Source organism: Diaphorobacter sp. HDW4B, assembly GCF_011305535.1.
In the GTDB taxonomy this organism is placed as follows: domain Bacteria; phylum Pseudomonadota; class Gammaproteobacteria; order Burkholderiales; family Burkholderiaceae_C; genus Diaphorobacter_A.
The window spans coordinates 373382-394805 of sequence record NZ_CP049906.1 but is presented as its reverse complement, the minus strand read 5'-3'; the positions used below and the strand labels follow the sequence as shown (position 1 = coordinate 394805).

The window sequence follows — 21424 nt, the reverse complement described above, 5'->3', positions numbered from 1 at the left end:
CCTTGCCAAGAAGAAACAGAGGGGGTTGACGATCCTCCTCAATCAAGGAAGAGCCAACCCAGCCAGAGACCACCGCGAGGGTCGTGAGTACCTAATCAGCGCGCCTCGAATTTGACGATGACCTTGCCCTTGCCGTTTTCGATCACCCCCAGATAAGCAGGCGTGGCGATCTGGTGATCGATGCCATAAGTTTCCTTGCCACCCCAGACGATCTTGCCCTGCACACCATCAAAGCTCTTGCTGGACTCAATAGACTTCACCACCGCATCCGTGTCCGTGACAGTGCCGGCCTTCTGCATTGCAGAGAAAAGCAGCTTCGTGGCATCGTAGAAGTAGAAAGTGAAGTCATCCATGGCATTGGCGTGGTACTTCGCATAAGCCTTGCTCAGCTTGGCAAAGGCATCGCTCGCCGGATCTGCAGAAAAGTACAGCAAGGTGCCCTCGGCGTTTTCCGCCCCTGCGGCCTTCACGGTCTCAGCCACGTTGTTGCCACCGAACTTCGTGAACGGTCCCTTGTAGCCCATCTCGCGTGCCTGACGAATCACGAGGCCCGCCTGTGCAGGAGGCACCACATCCAGCTCGATGAGATCCGGCTTCTTGGCCAGGATGCCTGCAAGCAGCGTACGGAAGTCGTTCTGAGAGCGCTCGAAGAAACGGGCATCGGCAACTTCGAACCCAGCGCCTTCATACACTTTCTTTTTGCCCTTCTGCGTGCTCCAGCCCGTTGCATCATTGGGAGAAATGATGGCAACGCGCTTGATGGCAGGGCGATTCTGCTTGAGCCATCCGATCAGTTGCCCGTCGTACTCGTTCGTGGTCGGAAGAACACGGAACATGTAGCGCGTCTCGGCATTCAACGCTTCCGTCGTATAGGTATTGGAGAGCAATACGACCTTGCTCTTTTCCGTGATTGGCTTGATCGCGAGCAGCGAGGCCGAGCCGATCGGGCCCAGGATGAACTTCACCTTGTCCTGATCGATCAATCGATTCACCGCGGTCACAGCATCTGCGGCCTTGTAGTGATCGTCGTAGGAGACCACTTCGATCTTGTAGGTCTTGTCGCCGACCTTGAGACCACCAGCCTGATTGATCTCATCAGTCGCGACTTTCACCCCGCCATCGATGGCAAGCCCCCATGGAGCACCTGGCCCCGTCATACCGCCCAACACGCCCAACTTCAAGGTTTCCTGCGCAAATCCTGCGGAGGCCACCGAGACCAAGCCAATGGCGAACAGACTTTTTCCCAAAAATTTCAACATTCCCCTGCTCCTTTTAGACCGTACAAATCAATTTAATTAACCGGACAATTAAAATTTTGTTCCAACAATATAGGCAATACATAGAAAACACAATAGGTAAGACGAGAGCCCATGGGATGCCTCATCCGGAAGAGATGACAACGCCAATCCCGACAGGACACCAATTCAGGTTGGCGGAGCTTCAATCCAGGGCTTCTCGCTGAAAGATTCGGACTGCCGCCGATACACAGTCGGCTGGCAACGAGTGGTTGACACACTCAGCCCAAGTGAGAACACGCCGCCCGCTGATTGCCCAGCAAGTCATTCAATACATGTTCAACCAGCGAATCGTATGGACAAAAGGCCGCGGCATCAAAGAAGAAAATCGGAAAACGATATGCAGTTTCCGAAAGGCAGGCACCGTCTGGAATGCGAACTGACAAAGCGACATCTGGGCTCCTGCTCCAAGAAAGATTCACCAGGCGCTCGACAGTCGCAATGACTCCAAGATGCTGTTCGGTATCTCGTTTGGATACGCCGACCCTCACGCGCTCGTCAATCGGCTCGACGTGGGACGCGTGGCGCTCGACGAGAGCGTCGTGTTCCATTCATGAATGAGTGGAGCCAAGCGGAGCAGAACACGCAGCATCTGCGTCACTGCTTCTTCGGCACCTCAGGCCTGTCGTCTCGCACAAAGTGATCCGAGAGGTGATACAGCCCCTTCTCGTCCTTGAGTCCCGCCCAGACCGCTACTTGTGCGGGCGACATGCCCTGATTGACCCAACGCACCAGACAGGTGTTGCGGATGACCTGCGGGCCGAGGCGGATGGCAGGGTCGCTCTTGGACGCCGACGCGGCCTGCAGCAGATGCTCGCGCACCAGCAGGTGCAGGTTGTCGGGGCCCATCATCTTGCCGTGGGTGGAGCAGAACAGATGGTCTGTCTTGTCGGACTTGGTCATTTCGCCGCGCTCGGACATCCATTGCGACAAGGCTGCAGACAAGGCGGGCGAGAGAGTGAATCGACGGCGCTGATTCACACCGCTTCCGTCCACTTGCAGGTGCGTGAAGGCCTTGCCCTTGGGAGCACGCTCCAGCGAATCCAGTGTCAGTGAACGCAGTTCAAGCGGCGTGATTCCCAGCTCGTAGAGACACAGCAAGATCGCCCTGTTGCGCGGGCCGACGTCATCCTCCGCTTGCGGCTTGGCGTCCGGGTCCATCAGCAGCCTGATGCCCTGCTCCCATTGCTTGGGCGACAGGATGGCACCCTTGGGGTTTTCCGATTTGGGCTTTTCCCAATCCTGCAGTGCCGTCGCCGGGTTGGATTGAACCCATTGGTTCGACAAAGCGAAGTCGTAGATGCGCTCCAACAAGCGCCAGTATCTGCGCCTTGTGATCGCGCTGACGCCTTCCGCTTTCTTGCGCGGGCTGGTGCCCGAATTCAGAAAATGGAGCACCGTGGCGCTGGTGGCACGGGTCCATGGATGCTCGTCGAGATTGCCCCCGAGGTCTGCCGTCATCAGGTACTTGTTCCAGGTGTTCCAGAAATACCGGTACGACTCGTCCCCCCCGATGCCGATGGAACGCCTGGATTCAGCGGTGCACGCGTTCAGCCATCGGTCGAGAAGCACGCTGGAATGGGGAATTTCGTTCATGAGCGGTGGAACCTACGGCGCGACAAGCATGGGCAGAAGTCTTGGAGACGTCCGTATTCTGACAGGTCTGTCCAACATATGTAATCCGAATTGCATCCATGCCATGCGACGCGATTTCACTGCGTCTCACGCACCTGCACGTACCTGCACGCACACATGGCGTTGCTGTCCCAGGCCTTGGGCAGACAGTTGCAGCACATCGCCATGCTGGAGATAGACAGGCGCAGGCTTTTGTCCCATCCCCACACCGGCGGGCGTTCCCGTGAGAATCACGTCGCCAGCCTCCAGCGTCATGAACTGGCTGATGTAGCTGATGAGCTGAGGTATCCCGAAAATGAAATGCGCCGTGTTGCTGTCCTGCATGCGCTGGCCGTTGACGTCCAGCGTGAGCGCTATGCGATGCGGGTCATCGATCTCATCGGCGGTCACCAGCCATGGTCCCAAAGGCGCGAAGCTGTCGTGGCTCTTGCCTTTGTCCCAGGTGCCTCCGCGCTCGGTCTGCCAGGCACGTTCCGACACATCGTTGGCCAGCACATATCCCGCTACCTACGCCATTGCACCCGCTTCGCTCACACGTTGCGTTCGCGCGCCGATCACGACGCCCGCTTCCACTTCCCAGTCCACTTTGCTGGCGCCCGGAGGAATCTGGATCTCGTCATCCGGCCCGCAGATCGCGGTCACCGCTTTCATGAAAAGAATCGGCTCAGGCGGTGGCGGCAACCCGGCCTCTTTTGCGTGGTCTGCGTAGTTGAGCCCCACACAGACCAGCTTGCCCACTTGCGCCACCGGGCAGCCCAGACGCGGCGTTCCTTCCACCCGGGGCTGACGGCTCAGGTCCGCATGGCGCAATCGCTCCAGCGCATCCGCACTCAGCTGCCTCGGACCCCAATCGGGCACGAGCGCAGCGGCATCGAGCAGCACGCCGTCAGCGTTCAATATGCCGGGGCGCTCAGCTCCCGGGCTTCCAAATCTCACCAGTTTCACGGTCGTTCTTTCTTCAGGGATTGCTTGGTTCAGACGTCAGCGCCGCGCATCAAGCCACATTGAACAAGCGGCCCCAGCCCTGAACCGCAGAAGGGTCGCGCCCGGCCGCACGCAACATGCCCCAGACCGTCGTGCTCACCGTGTCGAGCAACGGCACACCCCAGCGCGACTCCACCTCCACGGCCAGTTGCGCGGCATGCAGATTGGTGCAGTAGGTGACGACCGCATCGGGCTTGCCCTCTTCGATCACCTCGCCGATGAGGTCCAGCAGTTGCTCGGGCCGCACCAGCGCGAAGCTGTGGTTGACCGAGATGTCCAGATGCCGCTCCGCTGTGGTGTCGACACCGGCGGCCCGGTAGTTGTTCATGATGCATTGCTGCACATCGGCCGTGTACGGGCTGACGATGGCCAGCTTTTTCACGGCGAGCTTCTGCATCAGCTCGTTGAGCGCCAGGATGGCCGTCGTGGCCTTGATGCCCGTGCGCTCCTGAATGCGCTCGCACAGTTTCAGGTCGGTGTCGAAGCCACGCCAACCGGCGGCCGTTCCACTCCAGCCGATGACGTCCACCTTGGCATCCGCCAGCAGTTCGGCCGCCGCAAGAATCTTGCTGTCGTCGAACTGGTTCAAGGCACCCTCGGCCAGCGAGATCTCGGTGACCTTGAAACGGGAAAAGTGGGCCGAACAGTGGCCCGCGCTTTGCGCCAGTGCGCTGGTCAATGGCTCCAGCGCCGTGTTGGAAGAAGGCGTGAGCACGCCAAGGCAGGTGGTGGTGGCAGGCATCGTGTTGGTCTCCGTTGAATGGCCCATCGGCCGACTGTTTGCCCGGCATTGTTCACCCCATCGAACATTACGTCAACAATAGTGTTGACAATAAATTCGATAACACGCAATTGAATCCCTACAGAAATGACTTTCACGGGGTGTCCTACAGGCGTCCTACAGAGCGATCTCATCGCGCATGAAGCCATCTAGGTGTTTACTATATTGTTGACATTGTTGTTGACATATAAATTCCAATCTCGCATCAACAAACAACCAACCGATGGAGCGAGACACGAGATGCAAGCCTCAACCACCATTCCCACCGCCCATGCGGAAGCACCCACCAAGGTGCGCTGGAAAATCTTCCTGATGATGTTGTTCCTGATCGCGATCAACTACATCGATCGCGCATCACTCTCCGTGGCCATGCCGATGATTGCCAAGGAGTTCGATCTCAGCCCCGCCACTCAGGGCCTGCTGATGAGCTCCTTCTTCTGGACCTATGCCTTCATGCAGATTCCCGGCGGCATGCTGGCCGACCGCTTTGGTCCGCGTGTCGTCATCGTCTGGTCCACCTTGGGCTGGGGCTTCTTCCAGGCCATCGCTGCGGTCGCCACTGGCTGGGTGTCGCTGTTGATCACCCGTCTGGGTCTGGGCGCGGCCGAAGCCCCCATCTATCCCGCAGGCGGCAAGCTCAACGGCATCTGGATGACCCAGAACGAACGCGGTCGCGGTGCCACCTTGCTGGACGGCGGCGCACCACTGGGTGCAGCACTCGGCGCGCTCATCATTGCCGGACTGCTGACGCACTTCGACTCCTGGCGCATCTCCTTCGTCGTGGCAGGCGTGGGAACCATGATCGCGGGCTTCTTCGCATGGTGGTACATCCGCAACCATCCGCGCCAACATCCTGGCGTCAACGAAGCCGAAGCCGCTTTCATCGAGCAATCCCACGCAGCCGACCTGGCAGCCGAGCCGACCCATGCCAGCGGCAAGGTGATGGACTTCTTCAAGTACCGCTCGGTCTGGGGCATGTTCTTTGGCTGGATGTGCTTCAACGCCCTGTTCTACGGTCTGCTGACCTGGATGCCTTCGTACTTGTCCAAGGTGCACGGCATGGACATCAAGCAGATGGGCGGTGCCGTGTTCATCATGTTCTTCTCCGGCTTCGTCGGTGAAATGGTCGGCGGCTGGATCGCTGACAAGTGGAAGGCCGCCGGTGCATCGCAAGCCAAGGTGCTGCGCACCCTGTTCGGCATCGCCTCGGTGATCGCCACCGTCGCGATCTACAACGTGGCCCGCTTCAAGGACCCCGTGACCATCGTGATCCTGCTGTCGGTGACGCTGTTCTTCCTACGCTGGTGCGGTCTGTTCTGGTGCGTTCCATCGATTCTGGGCACCCGCAACCGTGTGGGCTTTCTGGGTGGCGTGATGAACCTCGGCGGCAACTGCGCCGGCATCGGCGTACCCATTCTGGTGGGCATCATCGTGCAGGCCACTGGCTCCTACGACATGGCCATGATGCTCTTCGCAGCAGCAGGCGCAGGCCTCTTCATCTGCTCGTCGCTGCTGATCGACTACAGCAAGAAGATTCCTGTCTGAGATCGATTTCAAGAGCTGCGCCAAGAGCACGACATGCAGGCCCCTTTTCTTCCAGCACTTGCTTTCGCCTGCATCACGGCCCTTGGCCTGGCCCTGACAACATGTTCCGGAACCCCGGATTCAGGCAAAGCAGTGGCTGACTTCTCCAAACTCCAAAACCCAACATGAAATCCAGCGACTTTGATCTCGTCATCCGCAACGCGCGCGTTGCCACCGCCAGCGATGTATTCGAATCCGACATCGGCATCCGCGACGGCAAGATCGTTCAACTGGGCACGCATCTGCCAGCAGGCGAGCGCGAATACGACGCGCAAGGCCGTGTGGTGACGCCCGGCGGCATCGATGCCCATTGCCATCTGGACCAGCCCATGGAGCCGCCCGTGCGCATGGCGGACGACTTCGACAGCGGCACCCGCGCGGCGGCCTGTGGCGGCACCACGACCGTGATTCCGTTTGCGGCGCAGGCCAAGGGGCAGTCGCTGCGCGCGGCCGTGGCGGACTATCACCACCGCGCCGAAGGCAAGGCCCATGTGGACTACGGCTTTCACATGATCGTGAGCGACCCCACGCCCGAGGTGCTCGAAAACGAGCTGCCTCAGTTGATCCGCGAGGGCTACACCTCCTTCAAGATCTACATGACCTATGACGATCTGAAGCTCAACGATGGTCAGATTCTGGACGTGCTGGATGTCGCCCGCAAACACGATGCCACCGCCATGATCCATGCGGAGAACGCCGACTGCATTCAGTGGCTGACCAAGCGCCTCGAAGCCAGCGGCCGCACGGCACCGCGCTACCACGCCGTCTCTCGCCCCATGCTGGTGGAGCGCGAAGCCACGCACCGCGCCATCGCCCTGTCCGAGCTGGCCGACGTGCCCATCCTCATCGTCCATGTCTCGGGCCGCGAGGCCGTCGAGCAGATCCGCTGGGCGCGCGCCCACGGCATGAACATCATGGCCGAGACCTGCCCGCAGTACCTGTTCCTCACCGCCGAAGACCTGGGCATCGACGACAGCTACCACGGTGCCAAGTGCGTGTGCAGCCCGCCGCCGCACAATCAGGCCAATCAGGAAGTGATCTGGAACGGTCTGAACGACGGACTGTTCACCGTGTTCTCGTCCGACCACGCGCCGTTCAACTACGACTCGCCCGAGGGCAAGAAGCCCAATGGCGAGGAAGTCTCCTTTGGCCATATCCCCAACGGCATTCCCGGCATCGAGACCCGCCTTTCCCTGCTCTACACCCACGGCGTGCTCGCGGGCCGCATGACGATCAACCGTTTTGTCGAGCTGACCTCCACCAACCCCGCCAAGGTCTACGGCCTGCACCCGCGCAAGGGCAGTATCGCCATCGGCTCGGACGCCGATCTTGTGGTCTGGCAGGAAGGCGAGCGCGCCATCAGCAATCGTGATCTGCACCACAATGTGGACTACACACCGTATGAAGGCCAACAGCTCAAGGCGTGGCCCTGCCTGACCTTGTCCGGCGGACAGGTGGTCTGGGACGGAGAGCTGTTTCACGCCCGGGCAGGCGGCGGCCGCTTTCTGCGACGCAGCGCCCCCACGCTGCTGCCCAAGCGCCACCAGTCCCGGTTCTGAAACCCCAGCACAGCCACACCATGAAACTGCTCATCATCAACCCCAACATCTCCGAGAGCGTCACCGCCCTCATCGAGAAAGAGGCCAGACTGGCAGCCGCGCCCGGCACGGAAATCACCATGCTGACCGCACCCATGGGCGTGGCCTACATCGAGACCCGCTTCGAAGCCCTGATCGCAGCCTACGCCGTGGCCGAGCTCGCCGCAGAACATGCGCACAAGCACGACGCCGTGATCCTGGCGGCATTTGGCGATCCGGGTCTCGAAGGACTGCGTGAAGCGCTCGACATCCCTGTTCTGGGCATGACCGAATCCGCGCTCATGAGTGCCTGCATGCTGGGCAAGCGCTTTTCGATCATCGCGATCTCGCGTCGCATCACGGCCTGGTACCGCGACATGGTCGAGCGCAATGGTCTGATCGATCGGCTCGCCAGCATCCGTTGCCTTGACGAGCCTTTGCGCGACATCGGCAGCGTGCAGGATGACCATGCCGCGCGCCTGCAGGCACTGTGCGAGGCCGCCGTCAGCGACGATGGCGCGGATGTGCTGATCATCGCCGGCGCACCGTTGGCAGGCCTGGCGCGCTCCATCAAGCACCAGTTGCCTGTTCCGGCGGTCGATGGCGTCTCCAGCGCCGTCAACCACGCGCAAAGCCTGGTGTCGCTCGCTCCCACCCCGGCCCGCGCAGGCAGCTTCGCCAAGCCTCCACGCAAGGACTTCAAGAACCTGCCACCGGGACTCACACGGCTGTTCGAGAATCTGCGTTGAGCGGACTACGGGAAAGCCTCATGCCCCACATTGGCTTGTCAGCATGCAGCACGACACTAGAATCCATCAGCATGTCGACAAAAACCGCCGCAAAAGTGAACAACAAAAGCAGTTCCTCCCGATCCGAAATCACCGTGGATGAAATGGCGGCCCGCATCGCCACCGCCATCCACGAACACCGCCTGCTGCCCGGCACCAAGCTGGGAGAGGACCGGCTGGCCAGCATCTTCAACACCAGCCGCGCCCGCGTGCGCGAAGTTCTGGCCCGCATGGCCCGCGACCAGATGGTGGAGCTGTTCCCTCAACGTGGTGCCTTCGTCGCCAAACCCAGCATTGAACAGGCACTGGACGTCTTCGAGGCCCGCCGCCTGATCGAGCCCGGCGTTGTGCAACGTCTGGTGCGCTGCATGGACAACGCCAAGATGCGCCGACTGCAGGCCCACATCAAGCTCGAACGCGAGGCACGCGAGAGCGGCGACAAACGCGCCACCGTGCGCCTGTCGGGTGAATTCCACGTTCTGCTGGCCGAACTGGCGGGCAACTCGGCGCTGCTGCGCAGCATGCGCGAACTCTCCACCCTCACCTGCCTGACGATCTCGCTCTACGAATCGGCCGTCAACACCTGCTGCCTGGTGGACGAACACGAGGCCGTGGTCACCGCCATTGCCGCAGGCAAAAGCGAAGAAGCCGAGCAAATCATGCTCAATCACCTCAACCACATTCAGGGCAGTCTGCGCCTGGAAGCCGACTCGGACGAAGCCGATCTGGAGCAGATTCTGGGTGACCTGCTGTAACCTTGATCGGTTGACACGAAGGAAGACGGCGCTACCCCCTCGCCAATCGACTATGCTTGATCCGTTTTCTGTTTTTCTCGAAAGGAAAAAGTATGGGATTCGGTCGACGCAAAGTCGTCAATGCACAAGATGAGCTTGAGCAGTCCGTGAGCCGTCTGCGCGAACTCTTGGCCAACGCGGATTTGGACAATATTCCTGAAGTGCTCCAGCTTCGCAAACGGCTGGACGAGGGTCTCAGCGAAGTTCAGGACTCCGCCATTGACGTGGTCCACGAGGCCAAGCGCCATGCGCGTCACGCCGCGCGTGCCACCAACGAGTACGTCCACGACGAGCCTTGGCAGATCGTCGGCGGTGCCTTGGCTGCGGGCGTTGTTCTGGGATTCCTGCTCGGCCGTCGCTGAGCAAGCCAGCCAGATATCGCGCCCTCTTCGGAGGGCGTTTCAACTTGCGCGGCTGAAGAAAAACTACTTGGCCGCTTTTTGCTCGTTGGAAAGAGCGATCAGCTGTTTCTGAGACAGCTCCTTGAGCATGGACAGTCTGCGCACCACATCCGCGTGGGGACGTGCCTTGCCCTGTTCATAGTGATAGATGCTCTGGTCTGAAATGCCAGCCAATGCGCCATAGTCGGCCGCTGACAACCCCGTTTTCTTGCGATGTGCAGCAAGTCGGGTAGCGCTGAATCGACGCTGCACGTCCTGATGGGGTGCGGCCTCAAAATTCACTGCTGGCTGCTTCTTGGGAGAGTGGCTTTGTTTGATCTCCTTGCGCAACTCGGCCAATTCGCGCTTGAGCGCGGCGATGGCAGAGCGCTGTGCAGAGACCAGCTTGCGTAGGTCATCCGTTTCCGCCCGCACTTCCTTACGGGCTACACGGGAGATTTCGGATTTGAGTGTGACTGCAAGATTTGCCATAGTTGCAATGTGTTGGAGGTCTCACATTCTGCTGGATTTGTCGCATCATGGGAATTGCGAAATGTGAGATCTCTGGTCGATCAGGTGATAAGGATCGCCTCCAGGCACGGCCTGAGCTTCAATTCAAGCACCTTTAGATGCGCGGATAACAGGACAACCGGGGCCTGAGAAACCTTGCAAAAACCAATAGACGCAGTTCGCAGCGAAATCACTCTCTGGTCTGCAGCTTGTGATAACCCAGTGCAGCGCGCGCTTCTCCCAACGTCTTGCCCTGCGCGATCTGTTCGCGAATACGGCGTTCAGCCTCTTCGATCCGATGCGCAGTCTCCGCCACTTCCTTGGCGCGAGCACGAGGCACAACGACAACACCGTTGGCATCCGCCACCACGATGTCCCGCGATGCCACACGCACTGCGCCGATCGCCACGGTGGTATTGACCGACTCGACCTGAACACGGTCCTTGCCCGTGCGCATGAATCGGCCCGCTGTAAACATGGGATATTCGTCACCCAGTGCCTTGCTCACATCTCGGCAGACACCGTCAATCACCGTCCCTGCGATGCCTCGCAAACCAGCGTACTGCGTCATGATGTCGCCCCAAACGGTGCAATCGACCCTGCCATCGTTGTCGATGACAACGATGTCGCCGGGCGCCACGTCATCGATGAAGTCTCCAACGGTGCCGGGCGGGTGGCTTGCGGGAACATACTTCACCGTGAATGCAGGTCCCACGATCGCCTTGGAATAGTTGGCCAGTGGCTTGATGCCCAAGACTTGGCCGTGCAGTCCCAGCTTGTCCATGGCATCGGAGACGCCGGGCGTGTCCAGCCCTTGGAACAGTGCGACAAGTTCCCGGTCTTCGGTAGTGGATTGGCGTGCTTCCGTCATTTTTGAATGTCTCTTGAGTGGTTTGTGGAGGGTGAGAAAAGTGGCCTTATTCAAGGCTTTGCCTGAACGGAAATCGCTTCGAATTCCTTGTCATGCATGACTTCGGCAACCGAGCGCCCTGCCCTGACCGCCGCCACCATGCCGTCCTGACGTCGTGCAATACGCTCTGCCAGATCCAGTACTTCTTCCATACGCCCAGACGGAACAAAAACAGTGCCACAGCGGTCTGCGATGACATAGTCGTCCTCATGCACCGTGACTCCAGCCATCTGCACCGGATTGCCAGAGTCGATCTGGATCACGCGGTTGCGCGCACTGATCATCGTTACGCCACGACCGTAGACGGGATAGTTCACGGACTCGCTGCCCTCGATGTCGCGGCTCAGGCCGTCGATGACGGTGCCGCGAATCTGTCTGGAAACGGCGGCATTGGCCAGGATGTCGCCCCAGCAAGAAATTCCGTCCACGCCGCCCGCGACCACCAGCACACGGTCACTGGTGGTCACCGCATCAATGACTGGAGAAATCAAATGGACTGCAGGTTGGGTGTCACCTTTTCTTCCAAGCTGAATGGTGCTTGCGCGGCCCACGATCTTGGGACAGTCCCAGAGTGGGCGCAGCCCATAGGTTGCGCCAGCGAGGCCCAGAAAATCGAGTGCATCGGACACGGTATTGGTATCCAGAGCACCAAGGCGCTCAAGCAGGGAATCCGTATTGGACATGGATGGGGGCTCCTTTGGCTTTGGGAAAGCCCCGATGTTCTCTTGCTCCAACTGATATGTGAAATACTGATCAAATATCTCAGTGATACGTTTTTAAGAATAGAAGCGTCTGTCCGAAAATTGTCAAAGTTCACCCACAATGAGTACCATCGACTTCAGACTGATCCGTCAACTGTGGATGTTCCTTGCCGTGGCCGAGGAGCAGAACTTTGGCCGCGCCGCTGCGCGTCTGTCCATGTCCCAGCCCCCGTTGACCGAACAGATCAAGGTGCTGGAGCACTCATTGGGCATCCAGCTCTTTGAGCGCTCCCGTCGAGGCACGAAGCTCAGCCCGGGAGGTGTGGCAGTGCTCCCCGCTGTGCGCCAGTTCGCGCACCAGGTAGCGCATCTGGAGCGCGTGGTTCGCGAAATCGCTGCCGGGCAGACTGGCGTGCTGCACATCGGTGCCATCACCTCGGCCATGCTGGACACGGTGCCACCGCTTCTCAAACACCTCAAGAAGGCCTATCCGCAACTGACGGTCTTCGTGCGCGAAATTGACAGCGTGGACGCGATCTCCGGATTGGAATCAGGAGAGCTGGATCTGGCATTCGCACGACTCGACGCAGAAGCTGGCGATGCCACCGCAACGCTGCCACTCACGGAAGACCGTCTCGCTGTGGCCTTGCCGACAGGCCACCCACTGGCCTCCCTATCCCGGATCAGGCTCAAGTCTTTGGCATCCGAGCAACTGGTGATGTCTGCCAGACAGGTCAGCCCCATGTACTTCGACATGCTCACGAGCGTTTGCAGAGCCCATGGCCTGGCACCGCGCATCCTTCACGAAGTACGCTCCGTCACTTCGCAGATCGCTTATGTGAGTTGCGGACAGGGGGTGGCGCTTGTTCCCAACTCCATGAAGAAGCTGACTCCCGGCAATGTCGTGCTGCGCCCACTCCATGAAAAAATCATGGTGGTGACCGCAGCTGCTGCATGGAGCACCAACAGGCACCATCCGATGGTCGAGCATGCTGTGGAGTGGCTGCGCTCGCAAAAGCGCTGACCCAACCATTCCTCAGTGTTTGATGCGCGGCCTGCGCAACGCTCCGAGAACGGCGATGGCGATTTGATCGATCTGCATGGCAAGGCGCATTGCTGGATGAAAATCCAGCGTAGGCATCACCAATTCCGCGAGGGGAACATTCTTGCCACGTCGCTCAGATGTGTTCTATCGGTGTGCGCCATAGAACACCAAGTTGAACGCTTTAACATCTTTTGCAATGTCCCGAGAATTTTCATCTTATTTTGCTATGGCAAATGTATATTTATCAATTTCATACATTTACTCATGCTTCTAGTGAAATCAGGTGATTCACTTCATGGATTCGCAATGTGAACTGCCTCGATCAATCGCAGCAGGAGCGACAAACTCGGTGCCAAAAGCGCTGAAAACCCAAAGAACGTGACTATGTCATCCCGCACTCAATCATTGGCGCGCTTGGTTGCACAAGTGGCCGCATTGGGCAGCTCCGCCCTCTTGCTTACGCAGACTGCGCAGGCACAGTCCGCCCCACCGCCACCTCCCTCTCAGAGTTACTCCTACACCCTGACCCTTGACAATGCCTCGGCCAATGCGACCGATCCGGTCCGAGCCACGATCACAGTGCAGGAGACGTCAGGCAATGCGCCGGGGACGGGCCGAGTGGGAACAGGCTTGACGCTTCCCGCGCCACTTTTGTTGTCGACGACGCCGGGCGCGTCCTCTACATGCCCGAATGCGTCCTCAACCGCAGTGCCCAACACAGACTCGTTTGGCGTTGACTTTGATCCTTTGGTGGCCAATGGCAGTTGCACTGCAGAGGTGACCTTTGTGTGGCCCAAATATGCTGCCGCACTTTGCGGGGCCGGCTCGGATGTCACCATCGTAGGCAGCGGTGCCGTCTCTTCCATTCCGTTTTCATGCACCGCTGCGCCTCCGCCTGCCCCCATTCCCGGCCCACCCGGGCCTCAGGGACCACAAGGCCCAGCGGGCAAAGATGGCGCTCAAGGACCTGCAGGTGCGCCAGGTCCGATGGGGCCTGCGGGTTCAAGCAATTGCTGTACCAAAAGCAAGCTGAATCTTTCCAATTGACCCGGCCACAAGAGCACGAAGCGATTGGATAGAGACATGTCCCAAATGATGATGCATCGCGGTTTCCGCGCCTCCCCTTCCGTTGCGAAGGCGATGATGCTGCTTGGCCTGCTGACGACAGTCTTCCCTGCATTGGCCCAAAGCAATACACCGAAGACATATGCGTTTACCTCCAGCGTCTCGCCGTCAGATGTGCAACCGGGCGGAACGGCAACACTCACACTGACGGTGACGCAGACCAACAATGGCACCGCCCCTGATCCATTTTCATGGGGTGTCAAGCTTCCGCTGCCGCTGAAATGGGGACCGGGCGCCACCAAAGAATCGAGCTGCGGCAACTTGTTTGCGATAACGGGCTTTGATGCAGCAAGCATGGACTCTTCTGGCTCGCTGAACACCATCAACGAGACTTGCACTGTCACATTGCCCATCGTCTGGCCACAAAGCAGTGCCGTACTGTGCGGCGCGGATAGCACGGTGCCAATCCGGATCAATCTAGCTGGCACAGTTCCCAACCCTGATCCCAGTACGCCCGGAGCGCCTGTTTTTCAGTCCCTCTCCTGCAGCACGCCCTACAACAATCCGCTGCTTCAGCCTGGTCCTGCGGGACCGGTGGGCCCACAAGGCCCTGCAGGACCGGATGGACAGACTGGGTCAGCAGGAGCAATGGGGCCCATGGGACCTGCTGGGCCAGATTGCTCTGCTGCCAGCTCCATCTGCGTCGGCCCCGGAACGGGCATAGAACAGGTTCCCAGCACCGACAATTGGTTGCTGATTCTCCTGGGCACATCACTTGCGGGATGGGGAGCTTTGGTTCTGCGCCGAAATCGACATTCCATGAAGTAGCCGCCGCCTACATCGCGCTGCATACGTGCTGGGGTGAGGCTTCCGACGCCTCGCACTATCAGGCGCAGAGCGTGTATGTCGCGGCGCGAATGGGTGGTGCAAGTGCGTCAACGTGGGTGGGCCATGCACATGGAGCCGTTGAAGGCTTCCGTGCAGGCTCTGAAATGGTCGATCAGGCCAATGAAAGCGTTGCCGCAAATTCTGAGGCATGGTGTGCAGCAATGATGACCACACCATCTCCATCCATGGCGATGAAGTCTCCGGGCTGGATGGCGACTCCTCCGATGAGGATCTCCGCTCCGACCTCTCCGACGCCCGACTTGCCACCCCGCACAGGGACTGCCCCGAGCGCATGGACGCCAAAGTCAAGCTCCCGAAGAATCTCCACGTCGCGGACGACGCCGTAAATGAGTACGCCTTGCCATCCATTCTTGATGCCCAAGCGCGCCATGTTGTCGCCAAGAACCGCCGCTTTGCGTGATCCACCTGCGTCGATCACCAGTACTCGGCCAGCACCGTCGGTGCCCAGCGTCTCCCGAATCAGCGCGGCATCTTCGAAGGTCCGAAGCGTCTGCACTGTGCCGCAGAGCGCCGTTCGGCCACCGTAGCTGCGCCAGTTGGCGACGCAGGCCTGTGCTGCTTCTGCGAAGCGATCGCAGAGATCCGCTGTCGTTGCCATCATGGTGACTCAGTCGAGCGTAGCGCCGGATTGCTTGACGAGCTTCTGGTGCTTCGCCAATTCCGACTGGAAGAATGCAGGCGCTTCGCCGGGTCCCTTGTCCATCACCATGAGGCCTTGCCCCGTGATCGCCGTCTGCGCTTCCGGGGATGCCATCGACGATTTGATGGCAGCCGCATAGTTGTCCACGCTGGTCTTGCTCAAACCGGCGGGGGCCACCAAGGCGATCCAGGCATCGAAGCTGTACTTGGGCACGCCAGCCTCGGCCATCGTGGGGACGTCTGGAAGTGCCGACGACCGGGTGGACGTCGAGACAGCGAGCGCGCGCAAGGTGCCCGCCTTGATCTGCGGAGCCACCTGCGACACCGACACGAATCCCAATTGCACTTGACCGCCAATGAGGTCCGTGATCAGAGGACCAGTGCCTCGATACGGCACATGCTTCATGTCGATGCCAGTTTCGGAAATCATCAACTCACCCGCCAGGTGCAAGGTACTGCCATTGCCTGCAGAGCCGAAATTCAATGCGCCGGGATGCGATTTGGCGTATGCGACCAGTTCCTGAACGGACTTGACGGGGAGCTTCGCATTGACCGTCAGCACCAACGGCACCGTCGCCAACACCGCAATCGGCGTGATGTCCTTGAGTGTGTCGTAAGGAATCGATTTGTAGATGCCGGGGTTGATGACGTGATTCGACGAGATCATCCCGAGCGTGAGACCGTCCTTGGGTGCCTTCACGATCTGCGAGGTGCCGGGGATGCCGCCAGCACCCACCACGTTCTCGACCACCACAGGATGTCCCGTGTTCCGCCCGAAACTGGGCGCCAGCGCTCTGGCCACGGCATCCACAGTGGCGCCTGCAGCGAGCGGAACGACCATGCGGATGGGTTTGTCCGACATCGCTGGCTGCGCAAAGGCGAGGAGTGGAGCGGCCAACAGCGCCATGCCCAGGCCTGCCATGCTTCGGCGTTTGCATCGTGAAGTGTTCATTGTCTGTCTCCTGTGTTTTCTAGGTGGGGAATCTCTGCTTGAGCTCGTCAAACGACAGCAGCTCTCCCGCGATCGCACTGGCGGCCACCGTCGGTGGGCTGGCCAGCCAGACGCTGCCGGGGCCGCCTCGTCCGGGGAAATTGCGGTTGATGGCACTCACCGTGATTTGTTCGGGCCTGCTGGAGCCGCCCGGTCCGCAATTGCCGCAAGCGCCACATGAAGGCTGAAGCATGCGAGCGCCCACACGTTCAAACGCGTCGAGGTACCCGGCTTCAATGCAATGGTCGCGCACCGCCGTCGTGCCGAACTGAAGGAACAACTCCACGCCGTCGGGGACACGCAGACCCCGATCCGCAGCCCAGCGCAGCACTTCGTGGTAGCGGTCGAAATCCTCACGCTTGCCGGCGGTGCACGATCCGCCATAAGCAATGTCGACGCGAATCTTTTGCCCGACCTCATTGAGCGGCAAACCATTGCCCGGGTCGCCGGGAGATGCCACCATCGCAGGCACTTTCGCGCAATCGATGTGAATGGTCTTCGCATAGACGGCATCCGCATCGCTGCACATCCAGTCCTCGATCACAAAATCGATGCCCCGACGTTCGCGAAGAAAACGCACGGTCTCTTCATCAGGCGCAACGATGCCCGTGAATCCGCCAAGTTCAGCCGTCATGTTGGTGAGCGTCGCGCGCTCGTCAGTGCCCATCTTCGCAATGGCCGGGCCCGTGAATTCAAATACCTTGCCCACGCCTTCGCCAGCGCGGATGAAGGGCTGGGCCAAAAGATGCAGCACCACATCCTTCGCCGTGATGCCCGCAAGCAACTCGCCGTCCAAACGGATCTGCAAGGTCTCGGGAATGCTCATCCGCACAGCCCCGGTGACGAAGGCATTCGCCATGTCCGTGGTACCGACCCCGAACGCAACACAGCCCAAAGCACCGCTGTGCGGCGTGTGCGAATCCGTGCCGACGACCAGTTGACCCGGCAACGCGTAGTGCTCGGTCACCATGGCATGCGAAATCCCCGCGACATTGCTTCCATCGTCCTGCTTGGCTTCCAACTCGGTGAGTGTGCGATGCTGTCGAAGCTGGTACAGCGCCACGAACTCGCGCTGTGCCTCGACCATGCGCTGTACGTTCGGCACCAGTCCGCCGCGAACGTGCGACGGACTCTCGTCCACATAGGATGTATGGTCCTCGAAAACAAGAATCGAGTCCTTGTCCTTGAGGCTGAGCGGCGAGCCAAAGGTCGAGTGAAGCATGTGGGCCGCCATGCCGGTGTAGTACTCGTGAATGAATCGCCAGTCCGCACGCACGAACACTCCATCGCCTCGACCCGGATGGCGGGGAGTGACGCTCGTGTCCAGCGCATGGCGCGCCACGATTTTTTCGAAGAGCGTCTTGCCGCCTGAACTGACATGCTGCTGCGCCCGCGCAGTCTCTCCCAGATGTGCCTGACCGAATCTCAGCAGACCGCCACCACGCAGAACCGCTGCAGCCAACTGCTCTCGTCCAGCCAGCAACTCATCCCAAGGAATCGCCTCGCCCGCCTCGATCCGGGGGATCAGGCTCATATCCGTCGAAGTGATGAGCCCGATGTTGTCCGCGTTCTGCCGGTAAATCCGCTCGAAACTTTCGGCAATCACCAAACGAATGCCCGCAAGCTTTTCCGCCGCCGGACTGTGCTCTCTGGACGAGCCCTTGCCGTATCGCTTGCCGGCCACCACCACTTGCATGCCACTGAGCCGCACCGCATCAACGGGCACAGGTGTCTCGGCACCTGCCTTGAAACCGGAGTACGGGTAGCGTCCCAGCTTTTCATCGAAGTGCGTGAGGATCGCGATCGGCGTTATCTCGTCCGTCGAGACATCGTCCCGCAGCGGCAGCGCATCGGCCAACGTCACGCGTTCCCCGGCCAAGCACTTTTTCACCACGTCGGGTGATTGGCTCAGATAGAGAATTCGCGAAGAGAACTGGAGTGCAGGAGCGGACTGGATGGGCATGCCCCATCATCCATCTGCCAACTTTCTTTGGGTAGCGCCAAGACGGCACGGGGGATAGCGCCTAAATCGATATCCGTAGTTACCCGCGCAGGGCATCTATGAGCGCCTGAACAGAACGCAGTTGCGGCGTCCGACGCAACGCATAGAGCTGCAGCTGGCGCTCCGCCCAGAGGTCAGCCAATGGACGACGAACAAACCTCGAATTGCCAGCGTACGCCGAAGCAGCACTTTGAGGAATCACCGCAATGCCCATCCCCGCCTCGATCATTCTGCATACCGCATCGAAACAGCTGACCGAAACTTCCGGCGCAAAGGCGATTTGCAAGGCCGCCGCGCGCTCATGCAAGGTCTGATCCAGCGCTCCGCCCTGATGGATGCCGATGACCGGAAACTCCAGCACCTTTGCAAAATCCACGGCCTTCAACTGGCTCAACTCATGCCCTTCGGGCACGATCACTTGCAGCGGATCGTCCGCGAAATGCCAAGAATCCAGGCCCGATGGAACATCCCCCAACACGCCAATCCCGATATCCGCGCGATCATCCAGGCAGGCACGAATCACATCGCGCGTATCCGCTTCATGCAGCGAAATATTCACCCCCGGATACTGGGCCTTGAATGCCTTGAGCCGCTCCGGCAGAAAGCCCACCACCGCAGACATGTTGGCATACAGACGCACGGTGCCACGCACTTCTTCGCTGTGCAATTGCACGTCACGAATCAGCCCCTGCACCTCATCATCGAGCTGAACACCCCGCTCGAAAACGATTTGCCCAGCATCTGTCAACGTCACACCGCGCGGAGAGCGCACCAAAAGCGCCGTATCGAACGCATGCTCCAGATCCGCCAACCGGCGGCTTAGAGCCGACGAAGCAATATGCTCCTGCTCCGCAGCGCGAGCAATCGACCCCGTCCGAGCCACCGCGACAAAGAGACGAAGGCTGTAGGTATCAAGACGTCTGGTCAAAGCGGCACTCCGTTGAACAACTCAGGCGAGATGCGAAAGCATCTGTGCAATGCAGATCATGCCAACAAATCGACGTCCTCTTGGACAGAGGACTTGAGTGTCTCGGACAAAGAAATTTTCATCGTGCTCATGATGAGCATCCTAGCTGCTTTGCAAGAAAATTTGCCCAAATCCCTGCTTGCGGCGAATGCAGTAATGGGGCGCATCCGTCCAAATGACGACTCAACGACCTGCGTTACACCATTCGCGCTGCGCGTACCCACGTTTCCGGTCTACCCTTGCGATGACGCCTGGGTGAGCTGGTTTCGGCAGCATCTCATTGAGTTGTGCAGGCGGCTTTGAACGACTGTGTGCCGACGAGACGTTCAGCCCTCCGCCCGCATTGAGATGCCATTTCTCGCCCAAAGAATTACAGCTTCCACCGCTGAAGATCTGGCGTCTCTTTTCCAGAGGCGCGCAGTGTCGGTGCCAACGCTGCAGCAACGGTCAGCAACTGTCGATCCGCCAATGGCGAGGCCATCAGTTGCACTCCAACCGGCATGCCGTTGTCATCGAACTCTGCGGGCAAGGCAATGGCGGGCGCTCCCAAAAAATTACCGGCACGGCAAAAGTGGCCAATGCTGGCATGGGCGCGATCTTCGGAATCCAGTGGCAGAGCGCCATGACCGGTGGCAGGCATCAGCAGGACACCGCCGTCGCCAATGACTTCCGCAAAACGCTCGATGGCTGGCTTGCGGCGCGCCATCGCCTGTTCATATCGGGCACGCGTGGTGTTGCCGCCAGCCAGGATGCGCTGGCGCACCACCTCCCAGATGGGCTGGGTGGCATCGCGGGCCCAATCGCCGTAGAGCTGAAAACCCTCGTAGCCCAGGATGAGTGAATTCTCTTCGGACAGCTCGCCGATATTCAGCTGTTCCGAAGGCATCCAGAACTTCAACGTCCACCCTGCCTTCGTGAGTCGCTCAAGAGCTTCATCCCAGACACGTTGTGCGCCATCCGACAGCATGCAGGGAAAGCTTTGCGGGTCCAGCACGTGCAATACGGGCAACGTACCGCCAGTGATGGTTGGCAGCGCTTGGCGCAGGCCTTCGCTGATGTCGGGCGGGATTTTTTGGGTCAGTGGATCGGCGCTGTCAGGCCCCGTCAAAATGGCGACCAGTGCATGTGCATCGGCAACGCTGCGCGCGATGGGGCCGAGCACGTCCAATGTCGGAGCCAGTGGCACGACGCCCGCGCCGCTGATGATTCCGCTGGAGGGCTTGAAGCCCACCAGATGATTGAGTGTTGCTGGTGCGCGCACGGAGCCTCCCGTGTCACCACCCAACGCGATGGGCGCCAGCCCTGCGGAAACGGCGATGCCACAACCCGAAGAAGAGCCCCCCGGAGCGCGATGGGTGTCGGCATCCCACGGATTCCATGGCGTGCCGCGCGTGGGATTTTGCCCAGCCAGGCCGAACGCGAACTCGGTCATGTGCGTCTTGCCGAGAACGACCATCCCCGCATCGCACATGCGTTGCACAGCGGCCGATGTAGCAGTGCTCATGCTTGCGAGACGGCTGAGCGAACCAGCGGACGCGATGCTGCCCGCCACTTCAATGCTGTCCTTGATCGCCACCGGAACGCCATGCAGCGCGCTGGCCGGACCGCCCCCCCCTGCAAGCAACGCCGCATCGGCAGCATCGGCTTGGGCCAAGGCTTGCTCGGCAAACACTTGCGTGAAGACATTGAGTTCGGGAGCACGTGCGATGCGCTCCAGAAAGTGCTCGGTGACCTTGCGAGAGCTGGTTTCTCCGCTGGCGATCAGATGGGCGATCTGCAGGGCATTCTGAAAATGGAGGGGCGTGGGTGTTTCTCGCATGGGTATCGCTGAAAAAAAGTGAGCCCGCGGCTTCCAAAAAAGCGCGGG

Annotated in this window: 19 protein-coding genes and 1 pseudogene; 6 read left to right on the top strand and 14 right to left on the bottom strand. The window is 59.9% G+C overall.

All coding sequences use genetic code 11. The features are described from left to right. Nucleotides 1–95: 95 nt before the first annotated feature. From G7048_RS26620 to G7048_RS26600, 5 genes and pseudogenes are all read right to left on the bottom strand, one after another. Nucleotides 96–1259 (bottom strand): ABC transporter substrate-binding protein, encoded by a 1164-nt coding sequence (locus G7048_RS26620; RefSeq protein ID WP_166071496.1) that lies wholly within the window; start codon nucleotides 1257–1259, stop codon nucleotides 96–98. Between the two features lie 257 nt (nucleotides 1260–1516). Then, nucleotides 1517–1846, bottom strand: a complete 330-nt coding sequence (locus G7048_RS26615; RefSeq protein WP_166071495.1) for a hypothetical protein — start codon at nucleotides 1844–1846, stop codon at nucleotides 1517–1519. 46 nt (nucleotides 1847–1892) lie between these two features. After that, the gene (locus G7048_RS26610; protein WP_166071494.1) at nucleotides 1893–2891 is read right to left on the bottom strand and encodes a hypothetical protein; all 999 of its coding nucleotides are present in this window, start codon (nucleotides 2889–2891) and stop codon (nucleotides 1893–1895) included. A 126-nt stretch (nucleotides 2892–3017) separates the two neighbouring features. Further along, nucleotides 3018–3875 (bottom strand): annotated as a pseudogene (locus G7048_RS26605) (fumarylacetoacetate hydrolase family protein). Nucleotides 3876–3924: 49 nt separating this feature from the next. Beyond that, on the bottom strand, nucleotides 3925–4656 hold the full coding sequence (locus G7048_RS26600; protein ID WP_166071493.1) for an aspartate/glutamate racemase family protein: 732 nt from the start codon (nucleotides 4654–4656) through the stop codon (nucleotides 3925–3927). Between the two features lie 279 nt (nucleotides 4657–4935). Here G7048_RS26600 and G7048_RS26595 point away from each other — a divergent pair, with 279 nt between their 5' ends. The 5 genes from G7048_RS26595 (at nucleotide 4936) to G7048_RS26575 (ending at nucleotide 9800) form a co-directional block, all read left to right on the top strand. Next, nucleotides 4936–6240 (top strand): MFS transporter, encoded by a 1305-nt coding sequence (locus G7048_RS26595; protein WP_166071492.1) that lies wholly within the window; start codon nucleotides 4936–4938, stop codon nucleotides 6238–6240. Between the two features lie 164 nt (nucleotides 6241–6404). Next, nucleotides 6405–7838: a dihydropyrimidinase gene (gene hydA, locus G7048_RS26590; RefSeq protein ID WP_166071491.1), complete on the top strand. Its 1434-nt coding sequence runs from the start codon at nucleotides 6405–6407 to the stop codon at nucleotides 7836–7838. Nucleotides 7839–7858: 20 nt separating this feature from the next. Further along, nucleotides 7859–8605: an aspartate/glutamate racemase family protein gene (locus G7048_RS26585; RefSeq protein ID WP_166071490.1), complete on the top strand. Its 747-nt coding sequence runs from the start codon at nucleotides 7859–7861 to the stop codon at nucleotides 8603–8605. Between the two features lie 143 nt (nucleotides 8606–8748). Beyond that, nucleotides 8749–9399 (top strand): GntR family transcriptional regulator, encoded by a 651-nt coding sequence (locus tag G7048_RS26580; protein WP_166071838.1) that lies wholly within the window; start codon nucleotides 8749–8751, stop codon nucleotides 9397–9399. A 92-nt stretch (nucleotides 9400–9491) separates the two neighbouring features. Beyond that, nucleotides 9492–9800 carry a YqjD family protein gene (locus G7048_RS26575; RefSeq protein ID WP_166071489.1) on the top strand — a complete coding sequence of 103 codons (309 nt, stop codon included), beginning with the start codon at nucleotides 9492–9494 and terminating at the stop codon, nucleotides 9798–9800. Nucleotides 9801–9863: 63 nt separating this feature from the next. Here G7048_RS26575 and G7048_RS26570 read toward each other — a convergent pair whose 3' ends face one another. The 3 genes from G7048_RS26570 to G7048_RS26560 all read right to left on the bottom strand — a co-directional run bounded on the left by G7048_RS26570 (nucleotide 9864) and on the right by G7048_RS26560 (nucleotide 11921). Beyond that, nucleotides 9864–10310 carry a DNA-binding transcriptional regulator gene (locus G7048_RS26570; protein WP_166071488.1) on the bottom strand — a complete coding sequence of 149 codons (447 nt, stop codon included), beginning with the start codon at nucleotides 10308–10310 and terminating at the stop codon, nucleotides 9864–9866. Nucleotides 10311–10518: 208 nt separating this feature from the next. Beyond that, entirely contained in the window at nucleotides 10519–11199 is a 681-nt protein-coding gene (locus G7048_RS26565) for an RraA family protein (protein WP_166071487.1), read from the bottom strand. 50 nt (nucleotides 11200–11249) lie between these two features. After that, nucleotides 11250–11921 (bottom strand): RraA family protein, encoded by a 672-nt coding sequence (locus tag G7048_RS26560; protein ID WP_166071486.1) that lies wholly within the window; start codon nucleotides 11919–11921, stop codon nucleotides 11250–11252. 139 nt (nucleotides 11922–12060) lie between these two features. Between G7048_RS26560 and G7048_RS26555 the strand changes: the two genes are divergently transcribed. Beyond that, entirely contained in the window at nucleotides 12061–12963 is a 903-nt protein-coding gene (locus tag G7048_RS26555; RefSeq protein ID WP_166071485.1) for a LysR substrate-binding domain-containing protein, read from the top strand. A gap of 980 nt (nucleotides 12964–13943) precedes the next feature. Here G7048_RS26555 and G7048_RS26545 read toward each other — a convergent pair. From G7048_RS26545 to G7048_RS26515, 6 genes are all read right to left on the bottom strand, one after another. Continuing rightward, nucleotides 13944–14405 (bottom strand): hypothetical protein, encoded by a 462-nt coding sequence (locus G7048_RS26545; protein ID WP_166071175.1) that lies wholly within the window; start codon nucleotides 14403–14405, stop codon nucleotides 13944–13946. 644 nt (nucleotides 14406–15049) lie between these two features. Further along, nucleotides 15050–15559, bottom strand: coding sequence for a ribonuclease E activity regulator RraA (rraA, locus tag G7048_RS26535; RefSeq protein WP_166071484.1), 510 nt, complete (start codon nucleotides 15557–15559; stop codon nucleotides 15050–15052). A 6-nt stretch (nucleotides 15560–15565) separates the two neighbouring features. Next, the gene (locus G7048_RS26530; protein WP_166071483.1) at nucleotides 15566–16549 is read right to left on the bottom strand and encodes a tripartite tricarboxylate transporter substrate binding protein; all 984 of its coding nucleotides are present in this window, start codon (nucleotides 16547–16549) and stop codon (nucleotides 15566–15568) included. 19 nt (nucleotides 16550–16568) lie between these two features. Then, nucleotides 16569–18551: an aconitase family protein gene (locus G7048_RS26525; protein ID WP_166071482.1), complete on the bottom strand. Its 1983-nt coding sequence runs from the start codon at nucleotides 18549–18551 to the stop codon at nucleotides 16569–16571. A gap of 79 nt (nucleotides 18552–18630) precedes the next feature. Continuing rightward, nucleotides 18631–19518: a LysR family transcriptional regulator gene (locus tag G7048_RS26520; protein ID WP_166071481.1), complete on the bottom strand. Its 888-nt coding sequence runs from the start codon at nucleotides 19516–19518 to the stop codon at nucleotides 18631–18633. A gap of 409 nt (nucleotides 19519–19927) precedes the next feature. Further along, complete coding sequence (locus tag G7048_RS26515) at nucleotides 19928–21376, bottom strand: amidase (RefSeq protein ID WP_166071480.1); 1449 nt, start codon at nucleotides 21374–21376, stop codon at nucleotides 19928–19930. Nucleotides 21377–21424: the final 48 nt, after the last annotated feature.

Coding starts and splice junctions, on each gene's coding strand:
- G7048_RS26580 (WP_166071838.1), top strand. CDS start 8,749: ATGGCGGCCCGCATCGCCACCGCCATCCACGAACACCGCCTGCTGCCC.
- G7048_RS26570 (WP_166071488.1), bottom strand. CDS start 10,310: ATGGCAAATCTTGCAGTCACACTCAAATCCGAAATCTCCCGTGTAGCC.
- G7048_RS26560 (WP_166071486.1), bottom strand. CDS start 11,921: ATGTCCAATACGGATTCCCTGCTTGAGCGCCTTGGTGCTCTGGATACC.
- rraA (WP_166071484.1), bottom strand. CDS start 15,559: ATGATGGCAACGACAGCGGATCTCTGCGATCGCTTCGCAGAAGCAGCA.
- G7048_RS26595 (WP_166071492.1), top strand. CDS start 4,936: ATGCAAGCCTCAACCACCATTCCCACCGCCCATGCGGAAGCACCCACC.
- hydA (WP_166071491.1), top strand. CDS start 6,405: ATGAAATCCAGCGACTTTGATCTCGTCATCCGCAACGCGCGCGTTGCC.
- G7048_RS26525 (WP_166071482.1), bottom strand. CDS start 18,551: ATGCCCATCCAGTCCGCTCCTGCACTCCAGTTCTCTTCGCGAATTCTC.
- G7048_RS26615 (WP_166071495.1), bottom strand. CDS start 1,846: ATGGAACACGACGCTCTCGTCGAGCGCCACGCGTCCCACGTCGAGCCG.
- G7048_RS26545 (WP_166071175.1), bottom strand. CDS start 14,405: ATGCTTGCTGCATCAAAGCCCGTTATCGCAAACAAGTTGCCGCAGCTC.
- G7048_RS26610 (WP_166071494.1), bottom strand. CDS start 2,891: ATGAACGAAATTCCCCATTCCAGCGTGCTTCTCGACCGATGGCTGAAC.
- G7048_RS26515 (WP_166071480.1), bottom strand. CDS start 21,376: ATGCGAGAAACACCCACGCCCCTCCATTTTCAGAATGCCCTGCAGATC.
- G7048_RS26555 (WP_166071485.1), top strand. CDS start 12,061: ATGAGTACCATCGACTTCAGACTGATCCGTCAACTGTGGATGTTCCTT.
- G7048_RS26600 (WP_166071493.1), bottom strand. CDS start 4,656: ATGCCTGCCACCACCACCTGCCTTGGCGTGCTCACGCCTTCTTCCAAC.
- G7048_RS26530 (WP_166071483.1), bottom strand. CDS start 16,549: ATGAACACTTCACGATGCAAACGCCGAAGCATGGCAGGCCTGGGCATG.
- G7048_RS26565 (WP_166071487.1), bottom strand. CDS start 11,199: ATGACGGAAGCACGCCAATCCACTACCGAAGACCGGGAACTTGTCGCA.
- G7048_RS26585 (WP_166071490.1), top strand. CDS start 7,859: ATGAAACTGCTCATCATCAACCCCAACATCTCCGAGAGCGTCACCGCC.
- G7048_RS26620 (WP_166071496.1), bottom strand. CDS start 1,259: ATGTTGAAATTTTTGGGAAAAAGTCTGTTCGCCATTGGCTTGGTCTCG.
- G7048_RS26575 (WP_166071489.1), top strand. CDS start 9,492: ATGGGATTCGGTCGACGCAAAGTCGTCAATGCACAAGATGAGCTTGAG.